The following is a 12,386-nucleotide window of genomic DNA, read 5'->3' on the forward strand; positions in this document are numbered from 1 at the left end:
AGTCGTCACGGCTGTTAGCGTTTAGTGAATTGCGAGCGGCCTGTGTGGATTTGCCCCCGTAGTTCCGGACACCATCTCACACCAAGGTTGATGAATCGGCTTTACGTCGGAACTCGCGCGGCGAGCGGTATTTGAGCGCGCTATGCGGGTGTTTGTCGTTGTAGTGTTCGAATGCGACGGCCAGATTGCGCACGGCGGTCGCCGCGTCCGGCTTCGGCATGAACGCAACGTAATCGCGCTTCATCGTCTTGACGAAGCTTTTTGCCATGCCATTGCTCTGCGGGCTGCATACGAGCGTGGTCAACGGCTTCAGACCAATATCTGAAGCGAACGCGCGGGTCTTTTCGGCAATGTAACCCGAACCGTTGTCGCTGAGCCATTCGATTTGCGCGGGCGCTTTGCGAACGTTCCCGAAACGGTGTTCGACAGCCGCCAGGATGATACCGCGCACAACGTCGCCGCTATGACCGCCTGTCGTCGCTGCCCCAGCTGATCGCTTCGCGGTCACAGCAATCGAGTGCGAACGTCACGCGCAGCGGCGCGCCGTTGTGGCAACGAAACTCGAAGCCGTCAGAGCGCCATCGCTGATTGCTTCTGGGCACCGCCACCGTCCCTTCATGCCGACGCTCGATGCTCGGCCTCGCAGGCCTCCTGTGAAGCAACAAATCGTGCTGGCGCATCACGCGATAAACACGTTTCGCATTCACTGGAACCTCACACCGCAATTCTCGCTCGCTTCGCAGCAGGCCCCAGACGCGTCGATAGCCGTAGCTGGGCAAGTCAGCAACGAGCAAACGGATTTCGTCGACAATGCCAGCATCATCCATTTTGCGTGCGCGCCGGCCATCCTGCCAGTCAGCAATCCGGGCGAGCTTTACCGACACATTTGAGCGCGCTACATCGAGAACGTCACAGACCTGCTTTATTGGCCGTCCCCCGGTAATGAGGGTGAGCGCGCAATCCATTTTCGCGACTTCATCACCTCGACGGCTTCCCGGAGAATCTCGTTCTCCATGGTCTTTAGATGGACGCCTCCGGCTTGCCAAGGATGTGTTGCGTTGTTGAACAGGTATAGGCTGCGGTTTTATATCCGGCCCATGCAGGTCGATACCCGCTGGCCCCAATGGAATCCGCTGACTCAATCCTCATTTTTGCCACGGACCATGACGTCCGGAGGACGATGCAGGTTTGATGAGTCCCGGTCTTACCTGCTTGCCATTTCAACGTTACCTTGCGCAACCTTGAACTATTGAGTCGAGAATCATGACCTCACGAGACAGGGTGCTAGTCAGGCCGCCTCGGCCTGCGGTGGGTAGCTTGCGCTGTAAGCACGGCCATGAGCCAGTAGGGCCCATATGGTTCGGGCTATTTTGTTCGCCATAGCGACAACTACAACATTGAGCGGACGCCGCATGCTTAACTGCACAGCCCACGACCCCGGGTCTTTTGCATGCTTCATGCCGGAGCGCGCACCATGAATCATGAGGGTACGCAGGTATCGGTCACCTCTCTTGCTGATGCCAAGCAGGCGAACCTTTCCCCCGGTCCCAAATTGCGCAGGGACGAGTCCAAGCCGCGCAGCAAATTCCCGCCCTGAACGAAAGGCTTTCGGGTCGCCCATTGACGCGACCGCAGCAGTTGCGGTGAGAAACCCTACGCCCGGGATTTCTGCAATTGCCCTACAGGCGGGATTCTCACGTAACCATCCACGTAGCCGCTGCTCGATGACGGCAATCTGCCCGTCGATATCGACCAGCCGTTGCCATTGCTCCCGGAGAGAATCCACTAATACGCGAGGCAGGCGTGAATCGAGGCGCAGCAGGACCTCCGGCATGGCCCGGTTCGTTGCTGCGCGCCCAACGCCCATTACTTCGCCGTACTCGCTCAGCAAACCCCTAAGGCAGTTAGACTGGGAGCGCCTGAAGATGACGAGCTCCTGCCGTATCCGATGCAACGCCAGAACGGCCTGCTGGGCTTCAGTTTTAACCGGCACGGCCCCCACACCTGGGTGTTTTGCTGCTGCCCAGATAGCACGCGCGTCGGCTACGTCGTTCTTGTTTCCTGTCACGAAGGCCTTCACCAGCTTGCCGGGCATCAGCTTGACCTCGTGTCCAAGCTCCACGAGACGACGTGCCCGGTGCTGTGAGCCTCCGCAAGCCTCCATCCCGATAAGGCATCTTTCGCGATTAGCAAAGTGCTCCAGGAAATTGTCACGACGAAGCTGTTTGTCGAGCCCCTCGCCAGGGTCTGCGACTATCTGTGAAGCTGGAAAACCCGCTTGGCGATATCTACGCCCACGACTGTCGGTTCCATTTGCGCTCTCCGGTAGGACGAGGCCTCAATTATGCGATGAGGAGGCGTCCATACCATTTTTTGCCCAGCAGGCGCTGGAGCTCCTTGATCTGCTTCAGCGCGTCGCTCAACTCGGACGCCGGCACAACTTCTTCTCCAGCGCTCACTGCCGACAGGCTGCCGTCCTGATGCAGCTTGCGCCACTGAAACAGCTGATTCGGATTGATGCCGTGCAGCCGATCCACCATCGAAACTGTCTTGCCGGGCTCGAACGTCTCCCGAACCATCGCCAGCCTCTCATCAGCCGACCAGCGCCGTCGGCGCTCAGGTCCCGTCAACACTTCCATTACTTCGTTCTTGTTGTTAGTCATATATACAGTCTTATGCCTACCCGCTATTGTAAGAGGGAGACTGTGTCCGGTCTTTCAGGGGGTTGTTCCACTCGCTGCTCACCGCATCCTTCCATACCGGCACACCGTCCTCCCGGCGCAGAGGGGCGCTCCTTGGGCGCCCCTTGGATGGTCAACGTCCAGCGATTAGACCGCCGTCGACGTGAAGGATCTCGCCGGTTGTAAAGGCGGCGTCCTCGAGATATAGCACCGCTCGAACGATATCCTCGACTTCGCCGAGCTTGTTCATGGGATGGAAGGCGGCCAGCTTGTCAACCATGCTCGGATCGTGCATCGGCGTACGGATAACGCCCGGAGCCACGGCGTTCACGCGGATCCCGCGCGTGGCGTACTCGATCGCCATGCTCTTGGTCGCGGCGTTCATCCCGCCCTTCGTGAGCATGGCGATGAAGGCGGGCGAGCGCGAGCTCGCGAATTCCGCCGTCGAAGCCGTAATCTGGACGGTATGGCCACTGCCCTGCTTGAGCATCACTGGAATGACTTGCTGCGTGGTAAAGAAAAAGCCGTCGAGGTTGGTCTTCACCTTGAGCCGGTAATCCTCTTCGGTATATTCGGTGAACGGCTTGCCGATGAAGATGCCGGCGTTGTTCACCAATGTATCAATGCGACCGAAGCTGTCGAGAGCTGCCGCGACCAGACGCTTACCCGTGTCGGGGTCGCCGATGTCGCCGGCGATAGTCACGAGGTCAGGATCGGCTGAAGGCTGGATCGAGCGCGATGTAGCGACGACGCCGTAGCCCCGGGCGCGGAAACCGTTGACGATGCCTTCGCCAATGCCCTGTGAAGCGCCGGTGACAATGGCTACCTTTTTATGGCTCATGCTGTTTCTCCTGGCTGTTGAGTGAACCTGGATGCCATTGGCATCCCGTGGTATGGACAGCAGGTTATCGCTGGACTTTCGGAAAGAGGAGCCGCTATCCTCGCGCAATGACTGATAAAAAACGCACAGAACTCGACTGGCAGGACATGCGGATATTTCTGGCGCTAGGGCGCTATCGAAGCCTGTCCGCCGCTGCCCGCGCCCTGCGGGTCAATCACGCGACGATTGCCCGCCGTGTCCAGTCTCTCGAGAAAAGCGTCGGTCAGAAGCTTGTGGAGCGCCGGCCGGAGGGCTACGCACTGACGCCGGCTGGAACACACGCGTTGCAGGTTGCAGCGGAAATGGAAACCGCGGCGCTGACGATAGGGCATGCGCAAGCGAGCGATGGCGAAGCTATCCTTCGAGGCCTGGTGCGCATAAATGCACCGCCCGCGCTATGTCAGGGCTTCATCCTTGCACGCCTCACACAGATTACCGAGTCCTATCCCGGTCTCGACATTGATCTTGCGACAAACCTTCGTTCCGTCAGTCTCGATCGTCACAAAGCCGATATTGCGGTGCGTGTGGGGCGCCTCGTCGACGCGGACCTTATCGCAAAGCCACTCGGTCGCATGGCGTTCGGCTTCTATGGCGCACTAGCGCAGTGCGAGCGAGCCGAACGCGGGGAGGTGCCGGTTTTCGTGAGTTTCAACGAGGAAAGCGCCGACATGCCGGGCACGAACTGGCTGACACAGCATTTCCAGCACTCGCGCGTTTCACTTCGCGCTGAGAATCACATTTTGCAGGCAATCGCCGCGCGAGACGGTGCGGGCCTTGCCTTGTTGCCTCATTATCTAGGCCGAAGCTTGCCTGGGCTGAGCCTGTGCTCGCTGGGGCCGTTGCCCCCGCCGCGAGATATGTGGCTATTGATACGCAGACAGGACCGAAACGTCCCGACAATACGCGCGGTCATGCAGCACCTTATCGATTCATTCAAGAAGAGCGAAACACTTTTCGACGCTTAAGTTCTAGGCGCGTCCAACCCGCAGCTCGCCGCACACCGACGAGGAAGAGGCGATACTGCGGAGGAATATGGCGTTGGCTAACGCGTAGTCAACTGCCGATGAACGACCCTCACCGGCCGCTCGCAAGGCGATAAGTCAGACGTCGCCTCTTCAAGACATCGGCCAGTCGCAAATATCGGCTCAGATCGCCCGATACGCAGGGCTCTCGCACTCAATGCAACCGCGCATCACGCATTGCATCTACAGGCTTACGAATACCCTTCCGTCAAGGACGCCGGCCACAGTCGGCCGCAGAAAGCGCCCGCGCGCCCTAGCAGGCGCGCAGCGATACACGGCATAGTAAAGTTAGCCAGACATCGCTCGATGAACAAGCCCAACCGTCCGGCTACAAGTCTCACGTAGCCGCGCGTTCGGGCACCCTCGCCAACAACGGCCCCAGACCCTCCGCCACGGTCAGATGAGATATCACGGCGTCACGTAGCTTCTGGTACGGAAGCCCGGCGATCATCGCAGTCTGAATCGCCGCGAGCACTTCGCCTGCTTCCGAGCCGATCATCGTGAAGCCGAGGATGCGGTCGTCGTCCGCGCCAACGAGCACTTTCATGAAGCCCTGCGTTTCGTCCGTCGCCTCAGTGCGCAGCACGTTGCTCATCGGTAGCGTCGCAATGCGCACACCGATTCCTGCGCGCCGTGCGTCGGTTTCGTTGAGGCCGACGCGCGCCAGAGGCGGATCAATGAACAGCGTGTACGGTATCAGCCGGTCACTCGTGCTGCGATGTCCGCCCGCCATGTTGTCGCGCACGATCCGGAAATCGTCAACGGAGACATGCGTGAACTGCGGACTTCCCGCCGCTTCGCCGATTGCCCAGACATCGTCAGCCGATGTCTGCAGGCGGTCGTTCACGCGAATATAACCGCGCTCATCAATTTGCACGCCCGCCAGGTCGAGGCCGATATCGGCCGTATTCGGCACGCGTCCCGCCGCGACGAGAATGTCGCTGGCCTCCAGCGTCTGCTCGCCCGAAGGCGTCCGCACGACGACGCGCACCTGCGTTCCGGAATGACCGTCGACGCGGATCGTCTGCGCATCGAGTATCACGTCGATGTCTTCCGCGTGGAGGATGCGCAGCATTTCTTCGCCGATATCCGCGTCCTCGCGAGCCATCAGCCGCGCGCCGCGCTCTACAACGGTCACGCGGCTGCCGAACCGCCGGTATGCCTGCGCCATCTCCACGCCGATGTAACCGCCGCCTAACACGATCAGATGCGGCGGCGCGCGATCGAGTTCCAGCGCGCCGATGTGCGTCAGCGGATCGGACGCCTGCAGACCCGGCACGTCCGGAATCGCGGCGTGGGTGCCGACGTTCACCACGACCTGATCACCGACGAGCGTGCGCGTGCCGCCATCGTTGAGCCGCACCTCGATGGTCTTCGGCCCGACGAACCGACCCACGCCCATGACCAGTTCCGCGCCGCTCGACGCATACGCCTGCACGTGAAACGCAGCCTCCCGCTCGACCATGCCGCGCTTGCGATCGCGAACCTTCGCCATGTCGATGGCCACGGGCCCCGTCATCGCGCCGAAATCGGCGGCATGGCGCGTCAGATGCGCGACGCGCGCGCTCCATACCTCGTTCTTGCTGGGCAGACAGGCGACGGCGGGACACGAGCCGCCGACCCATTGGCGCTCGACCACGGCGACGCGCTGTCCCGCGCGCGCCAGATGCCACGCCAGGAGCTTGCCGCCCTGGCCACTGCCGAGAATCAGCGTATCGAACTGTTCGATCTGAGACATGACTTTCTCCAATGTGCTGACGGATGAATGAATGGATCACTCGACGGCCGGAAAATCGACGTCGGTATCGTTGATTCGATTGAACGTGTTGGTGAAGATCGTCATCGCAATCGCGAGCGAGATGTCCGCCAGTTGCGTGTCGCTGTAGCCTGCCGCGCGAATGGCAGCGAGTTCGTCTTCGTCGATCGTGCCGCGCGTCGTTTGCAGGGTCCGCACGAAGCGGATCAGCGCATCGCGCTTGATGTCGCCCGTCGGCTGGCCGGTGCGAATCTGCTTGAGCGCCACCGGCGACAGACCGGCCATCTTGCCGAGCATCACGTGCGCGGCCACGCAGTAGTCACAGCCGGTCAGTTCGCTGATCAGCAGCTTGATGGTCTCCAGATCCTGCTTGCTCAGACTGCTCGACGCCAGCGCGCCTTCGGCGTCCAGCGCGGCGTTCAACGTCGCGGGCGAGAGATGACCGAGCGCGGCGAACAGATTCGGCACGCCGCCGCCCGCGATCTTGCGAACGCGGGCATAGACGTCGGCGGTGGCGCCAGTGGCAGCGGAGAGTGCGGGGATGGCGATGCGACTCATGGTGAACCTCGTTGGGTGGTGGTCAGGAGCCTCCACTTTAGGTTTGTCGAATGAGCTTGTTGAGTCGCCAAATGCTCAATATCATGCTCGAAAGTTTCATTTGGAGATCAGCATGGCGCTTTCGATCGACTGGCTGAGCCGTCTGCTCGGCATGATGACCGTGCGCGGTCAGCTCGAACTCCGGTGCTCGTATGGCGCGCCCTGGGAAGTCATCTACGCCGATTCGGACGAGGGCGAAATGCCCTATCACATCGTGCTGGGCGGATCGGCCATTCTGGAGACGCCCGGCGCGGGCAAGCCGCAGCCGCTCGGCGCTGGGGATATCGTGCTGCTCGCGCACGGATCGGCCCACACGCTTCGCGACGGCAGCGGCGCGCGGCCGAAGCCAGCCCGCCAGCGCGCGGTCATGAACCTGATCGTCAGCGAGAACACGGGCACGGGGGAGCGTCTGGACATGCTGTGCGGACGCATCGTGCTCGCGCCGCCGCATGACCGCTTTGTGCGGGCGTATCTGCCCGGACGGCTCGTCGTGCGCACGTCGACGTCGAGGGGCGCCAGGCCGGACGACGCGTTAAATCAGTTGAACGGTCTCGTCGCGCTGATGCGGGCGGAATCGATCGCGGACAATCTCGGTGGCCACGCGATGATGAACGCGCTGTCGGCGGCGCTGTTTGCACTAACTTTACGCGCCAGCACGGAGTCCGACGAAGCGCCCGCCGGGCTGCTGGCGCTCGCAGGCGATTCGCGACTGTCCCCGGCGCTCAAGGCGATCTTCACGGAACCGGCGCATGACTGGACGCTGCCCGACCTGGCGGCCCTATGCAATATGTCGCGAGCCACGTTGATCCGTCAGTTTCAAACGAAGGTCGGACGTTCGCCCAGCGATCTGCTAATCCATGTACGCATGGCGCTGGCAGCGAACGAGTTGAAAAACCCTGGCGTGTCGACCGAAGCCGTGGCCGAGACGATCGGGTATCAGTCTGTGGCGGCGTTTCGGCGCGCGTTCAGCCAGCAGTTCGGCGTGACGCCTGCGCGCTGGCGGCGCACGCATGCGCAGACGCGGCAGGCCTAGGCGGGCTGCCGCGCGGTGCATCGGTCACTTCGCTCGCTGCATTGAGAGTTCCAATCCGGCTTCGGGCGCGATGTCGCGGTAAGCGCCAAAGGTCGGACATCCGTCCGGCCTTTGGCTTCTTCCCTTCAGACCGATTTGACCTCGCCGCCGTCCATGCGCAGCGTACTGCCGGTCATCCATTTGGCCGCGGGCGAGACGAGGAATGCCATCAACTCGGCGATTTCTTCCGGCGTGCCGTAACGCGCGATGCCGGCTTCCTTGGGGAAACGCGCCGTTGCTTCTTCCACGGTCATGTCGTGCAGAGGCGCCCAGTGCTCGAGATATGAGCGCCGGCGGCCGGTCATCACCGGGCCAGGAAGGACGCTATTTACCTGCACGCCATCCGCGATGCCGCGATCGGAAAACGCCTTCGCCAGTGCGACGATCGCCGCGTTGATCGTGCCGACGGCCGCATACGGCGCCTTCGGAAACATCGCGGAATTCCCCGACATCAGCACGACCGATCCGGACGACTGCTTCAGCGACGGCCAGGCCGCGACCGTCAGCCTGCGCGCGCCGTGAAGCTTCAGCGCGAGGCCGGCGTCCCATTGCTCGTCGGTCATGTCGAAGAGATCGATCTGCGGCACCGCGCCCGCGATATTGAGCAGCGCGTCGATGCGGCCGAACGCGGCGAGCGCTTCATCGACGACGTGCTGCGCGGCCTCGGGCCGTGCGAGGTCGATGTCGATTGCGATCGTCTTTACGCCGGCCTTCTGAACCGCGTCGGCGGTCTCTTCGAGATTGGCGCGATTACGTGCGACGAGCACGATCGAATCGAAATCGCGTGCGAGGCGGATCGCCGTCGAGCGCCCGATCCCCTGACTCGCGCCCGTGACTATGGCTGCTTTGATGGACATGTGGTTTCTCCCGGCTCAATGAACGACGACCATCTTGCCGTTCGCTTCGTTGGCTTCCATCACGCGATGGGCTTCGTGAATCTCATCGAACGAGAACACGCGCGAGGGCTTCGCATTGAAACGGCCCGCCGCGATATCCGCTGCAATGGACTGCAGCGGCACATCGGAAAGCGGAAAGCCCGGCGTGCCGAACACGAAACTGCCGAAGAAGGTCAGATACACGCCGCTCGACATCTGCAGGAGCGGGTTGAAATCCGGGATCGGCGCCAGTCCGCCGAGCCAGCCCGCAAGGCACGCGCGCCCGCCGCGCCGGAGCATCGCGAGCGAATCGAGAATCGTGCTGTTGCCGACGAGGTCGAGCACGGCATCGACATGCTTCGCTTCCGCGATCCGCTTGCTGAGGTCCGGCCCTTCGAGTTCGACGCGCGACACGCCCATTGCTTCGAGCTTCGCGAAGCGCTCGCGGCTGCGCGTCGTGGCGATCACTTTCGCACCCGCGTGGACGGCGAGATTCACTGCCGCTTGCCCGAATGACGACGTTGCGCCGCGAATCACCACGGTTTGTCCTTCCTTGATTTCAAGGTTGCGGAACAGGGTCGTCCACGCCGTCGCATAGCTTTCGGGAATCGTCGCGACTTCGGCCCATGGCAGATCGGATTCGATCAGCGCGACATTCGACACCGGCGCACGCGTGAACTGCGCATAGCTGCCGTTGATGGTGCGCCCGAGCCCGCCCATCAGCGCGGCCACTTTCGCGCCGACGGGAAACACGCCGCCCGGACACGACTTCACGATGCCCACGCATTCGATGCCGCTCACCTTTGCCGCTTCGGCCCATTCGCCGCGCCGCATGTGCATCTCGGCGTGATTGATGCCGAATGCCTTGATCTCGATGACGACATGCCCTTCCAGCGGTTCCGGTTCCGGAATCTCCGCATAGACGAGGCTGTCGAGACCGCCGAACTTTTCGAGGACGATTGCACGCATGATGTTTCTCCTTTGGTAGATGAACGCGGTGTGACCGCGCTTTAGTCAGCGAGGAATTCGTTGATGGCTGCCGCGATCTGCGCCGCGTGCGTTTCGAGCGCGAAGTGGCCCGTGTCGAAGAAGCGCACATCCGCATGCGGAATGTCGCGCTTGAATGCTTCCGCGCCCGGCGGCAGGAAGAACGGATCGTTCTTGCCCCACACGGCGAGGAATTTCGGTTGATGCTCGCGGAAGTACGCCTGGAACGCCGGATAGAGCGCGACATTGCTGCGGTAATCGCCGAACAGATCGAGCTGCACTTCGTGCGCGCCGGGACGGCTCATGTAGTAGTCGTCGAGCGAGTAGCCGTCGGGCGAGACGGCCGACTCGTCAGGCACGCCGTGCCTGTATTGCCACTTCGTCGTTTCCTTCGTGAGGAACGGGCGCAGTGCATTGCGATTGGCCTGAGTCTGCTCCTGCCAGTACGCGCGGATCGGATTCCAGCCGTCGCTCAGTCCTTCCTTATAAGCGTTGCCGTTCTGCGAAATGATGGCCGTGATGCGCTCCGGATGCTTCAGCGCGAGGCGGAAGCCCGTCGGTGCGCCGTAATCGAAGACATAGACAGCGTAACGGTCGAAGCCGATCACTTCTGTAAAGCGGTCGATGACGCCGGCGATGTTCTCGAAGGTGTACGCGAAGCTGTCGCGGCTCGGCATGTCGGAGAGACCGAAGCCCGGAAGGTCCGGCGCGACGATATGAAAGCGGTCAGCCAGTAGCGGAATCAGGTCGCGAAACATGTGGCTCGAACTCGGAAAGCCGTGCAGCAAAAGCAGCTTCGGCGCGTCTGCAGGACCGGCTTCGCGATAGAACACATTGAAGCCGTCGACGTCGATATGGCGATGAGCAATAGCGGACATGGTCGTTTCTTTGGGGGTGAGGTGGTTTCGTCTCGTAACTGTTAAAAACATTTGAAAGAGGTTACAAAGCGCGGAAGTAACTTGTCAAGTGGTGTTTTAGCGGTTACGATAAAGTCATCGTAGAAACACGGCTGGCTAAAAAATGGAATACAGCTCACTCCCCGCGATCTTCGTGGCCGATGCGCCCGGCCTCGATTTCCTCAACTCGATCGCGACGCCGGTCGACGAACCCGTCGACTGGATCGCGGACGGCGAAGGCCTTCTGTCATGGCTCGAACAGGCGCAACTGGTGCCTGCCGAGGTGCTTGCGCACATGCGTTCGCAAACCGCGTCTGCCGAGTTGGACGAGATCGCGGCCAAGGCGCGCGGCCTGCGCGAATGGTTCAGATCGTTCGTGCAGAAGAGAAAGGGACGGCCGCTCGCGGCAAAGGACCTGAGCGAACTCGAAGCGTTGAATGGCGTGCTGCAGCGCGACGAACAGCACGGCGCGATCGTCGCGGACGAGAGCGCGCCGAGCGGCCTTGCATTCACGATGCAACGCCGCTACTCGACGCCCGAGTCGCTGCTGATGCCGATCGTCGAGACGCTGGCGAAGCTCGTGTGCGAACAGGACTTCACGTACGTCAAGGCGTGCGAGGGCCCGAAGTGCACGCTGCTGTTCGCCGATCACACGCGTGGACATGCGCGCCGCTGGTGCAGCATGGCCATCTGCGGCAATCGCGCGAAGGTGGCCGCGCATCGCGCGCGACTCAGGGAAGGAAAGGGCGGTTGAGCCTTACCGTTCGATCCGGATGTTCAATGGAAGGAGAGAGCATGAAACACATCAGGGCGATTGCGTTCGATCTTTACGGCACGGTGTTCGACGTACATTCGGTCATTGATCAGTGCGAGCAGCGATATCCGGGACACGGGCGCGAGATCAGCACGATCTGGCGGCAGAAGCAGCTCGAATACACGTGGCTGCGCAGCCTGATGAATCGCTACGTCACCTTCGAGCAGGCGACGGAAGATGCATTGCGCTATACGGCGCGGCATCTGAAGCTCGATCTGGATGATAAGACGAAGGCGGCACTTTGCGATGCGTATCTGAAGCTGCAGCCCTTTCCCGAAGTGCCGGCGACACTTCCGCGGCTCAGGGAGCGCGGCCTCGGGCTCGCGATTCTCTCGAACGGCTCGCTGCATTCCATCGGCTCCGTAGTCGGCCATGCGGGATTGCGCGATCACTTCGATCATCTGCTGAGCGTCGATCCGGTGCGCATTTACAAGCCGCACGATCGCGCCTACGAACTCGCGGAGGAAGCATTCGGTGTTTCGCGCGCGTCGATTCTCTTCGTCTCGTCGAATGCGTGGGACGCAACCGGCGCGCGCTATTTCGGCTTTCCGACTGCGTAGATCAATCGCGGCGGCAATACGTTCGAGGAAATGGGGCAAAGGCCGGACTGGGAACTGTCCGGCCCCGATGCGTTGCTCGACCTCTTTGACAAGGCGTAATTAGGCTCCGTTGCGCGCTGCTTGCGTCATCACCGCGGCAAAGTTCGCTGTCTTGGATTCGCTTAAAAGTCCTTTTGGTCGATGACTTCCGGATAGCAGGCGCCACGAAGCGACGCTCGGTTGGTGATGCGTTCGGCCACTGAGCGC

9 protein-coding genes and 4 pseudogenes are annotated in these 12,386 nt (G+C 61.6%); 4 read left to right on the plus strand and 9 right to left on the minus strand.

Translation table 11 applies throughout. The features are described 5' to 3' along the window. Positions 1–76: 76 nt before the first annotated feature. The 4 genes and pseudogenes from ACZCWR_RS02660 to ACZCWR_RS02675 all read right to left on the minus strand — a co-directional run. Positions 77–1,021, minus strand: a pseudogene (locus ACZCWR_RS02660) (IS3 family transposase); the annotation flags it as partial. Between the two features lie 267 nt (positions 1,022–1,288). After that, positions 1,289–2,313: pseudogene (locus tag ACZCWR_RS02665) on the minus strand (IS110 family RNA-guided transposase). A 56-nt stretch (positions 2,314–2,369) separates the two neighbouring features. Next, a pseudogene (locus tag ACZCWR_RS02670) lies at positions 2,370–2,639 on the minus strand (transposase); the annotation flags it as partial. A 175-nt stretch (positions 2,640–2,814) separates the two neighbouring features. Further along, the gene (locus ACZCWR_RS02675; RefSeq protein ID WP_487302197.1) at positions 2,815–3,522 is read right to left on the minus strand and encodes an SDR family NAD(P)-dependent oxidoreductase; all 708 of its coding nucleotides are present in this window, start codon (positions 3,520–3,522) and stop codon (positions 2,815–2,817) included. A gap of 107 nt (positions 3,523–3,629) precedes the next feature. On the opposite strand from ACZCWR_RS02675, the gene ACZCWR_RS02680 reads away from it, so the two are divergent. Then, positions 3,630–4,526: a LysR family transcriptional regulator gene (locus ACZCWR_RS02680; protein WP_487302198.1), complete on the plus strand. Its 897-nt coding sequence runs from the start codon at positions 3,630–3,632 to the stop codon at positions 4,524–4,526. A 394-nt stretch (positions 4,527–4,920) separates the two neighbouring features. Here the strand turns inward: ACZCWR_RS02680 and ACZCWR_RS02685 are convergent, their stop codons facing one another. Beyond that, entirely contained in the window at positions 4,921–6,321 is a 1,401-nt protein-coding gene (locus ACZCWR_RS02685; RefSeq protein WP_487302199.1) for an FAD-dependent oxidoreductase, read from the minus strand. A 36-nt stretch (positions 6,322–6,357) separates the two neighbouring features. Then, on the minus strand, positions 6,358–6,897 hold the full coding sequence (locus tag ACZCWR_RS02690) for a carboxymuconolactone decarboxylase family protein (protein ID WP_487302200.1): 540 nt from the start codon (positions 6,895–6,897) through the stop codon (positions 6,358–6,360). 112 nt (positions 6,898–7,009) lie between these two features. Between ACZCWR_RS02690 and ACZCWR_RS02695 the strand changes: the two genes are divergently transcribed. Beyond that, positions 7,010–7,969: a cupin domain-containing protein gene (locus ACZCWR_RS02695; RefSeq protein WP_487302201.1), complete on the plus strand. Its 960-nt coding sequence runs from the start codon at positions 7,010–7,012 to the stop codon at positions 7,967–7,969. A 125-nt stretch (positions 7,970–8,094) separates the two neighbouring features. On the opposite strand, the gene ACZCWR_RS02700 is transcribed toward ACZCWR_RS02695, so the two are convergent. Genes ACZCWR_RS02700 through ACZCWR_RS02710 form a run of 3 tightly spaced genes read right to left on the minus strand, consistent with a single transcriptional unit; the run spans position 8,095 to position 10,748 of the window. After that, positions 8,095–8,865 carry an SDR family oxidoreductase gene (locus ACZCWR_RS02700; protein WP_487302202.1) on the minus strand — a complete coding sequence of 257 codons (771 nt, stop codon included), beginning with the start codon at positions 8,863–8,865 and terminating at the stop codon, positions 8,095–8,097. Between the two features lie 15 nt (positions 8,866–8,880). Further along, complete coding sequence (locus ACZCWR_RS02705; RefSeq protein WP_487302203.1) at positions 8,881–9,852, minus strand: zinc-binding alcohol dehydrogenase family protein; 972 nt, start codon at positions 9,850–9,852, stop codon at positions 8,881–8,883. 41 nt (positions 9,853–9,893) lie between these two features. Continuing rightward, positions 9,894–10,748 carry an alpha/beta fold hydrolase gene (locus ACZCWR_RS02710; RefSeq protein ID WP_487302204.1) on the minus strand — a complete coding sequence of 285 codons (855 nt, stop codon included), beginning with the start codon at positions 10,746–10,748 and terminating at the stop codon, positions 9,894–9,896. Between the two features lie 142 nt (positions 10,749–10,890). Here ACZCWR_RS02710 and ACZCWR_RS02715 point away from each other — a divergent pair, with 142 nt between their 5' ends. Together ACZCWR_RS02715 and ACZCWR_RS02720 are read left to right on the plus strand one after the other, a co-directional pair. Further along, positions 10,891–11,520, plus strand: a complete 630-nt coding sequence (locus tag ACZCWR_RS02715; RefSeq protein WP_487302205.1) for a CGNR zinc finger domain-containing protein — start codon at positions 10,891–10,893, stop codon at positions 11,518–11,520. A gap of 41 nt (positions 11,521–11,561) precedes the next feature. After that, positions 11,562–12,239, plus strand: a pseudogene (locus tag ACZCWR_RS02720) (haloacid dehalogenase type II). Positions 12,240–12,386: the final 147 nt, after the last annotated feature.

This window comes from Caballeronia sp. A2-2, from assembly GCF_057612605.2.

Excerpts from the sequence above, each read along its gene's own strand:
- ACZCWR_RS02675 (WP_487302197.1), bottom strand. The coding sequence starts at position 3,522 with ATGAGCCATAAAAAGGTAGCCATTGTCACCGGCGCTTCACAGGGCATT.
- ACZCWR_RS02715 (WP_487302205.1), top strand. The coding sequence starts at position 10,891 with ATGGAATACAGCTCACTCCCCGCGATCTTCGTGGCCGATGCGCCCGGC.
- ACZCWR_RS02710 (WP_487302204.1), bottom strand. The coding sequence starts at position 10,748 with ATGTCCGCTATTGCTCATCGCCATATCGACGTCGACGGCTTCAATGTG.
- ACZCWR_RS02680 (WP_487302198.1), top strand. The coding sequence starts at position 3,630 with ATGACTGATAAAAAACGCACAGAACTCGACTGGCAGGACATGCGGATA.
- ACZCWR_RS02705 (WP_487302203.1), bottom strand. The coding sequence starts at position 9,852 with ATGCGTGCAATCGTCCTCGAAAAGTTCGGCGGTCTCGACAGCCTCGTC.
- ACZCWR_RS02700 (WP_487302202.1), bottom strand. The coding sequence starts at position 8,865 with ATGTCCATCAAAGCAGCCATAGTCACGGGCGCGAGTCAGGGGATCGGG.
- ACZCWR_RS02690 (WP_487302200.1), bottom strand. The coding sequence starts at position 6,897 with ATGAGTCGCATCGCCATCCCCGCACTCTCCGCTGCCACTGGCGCCACC.
- ACZCWR_RS02695 (WP_487302201.1), top strand. The coding sequence starts at position 7,010 with ATGGCGCTTTCGATCGACTGGCTGAGCCGTCTGCTCGGCATGATGACC.
- ACZCWR_RS02685 (WP_487302199.1), bottom strand. The coding sequence starts at position 6,321 with ATGTCTCAGATCGAACAGTTCGATACGCTGATTCTCGGCAGTGGCCAG.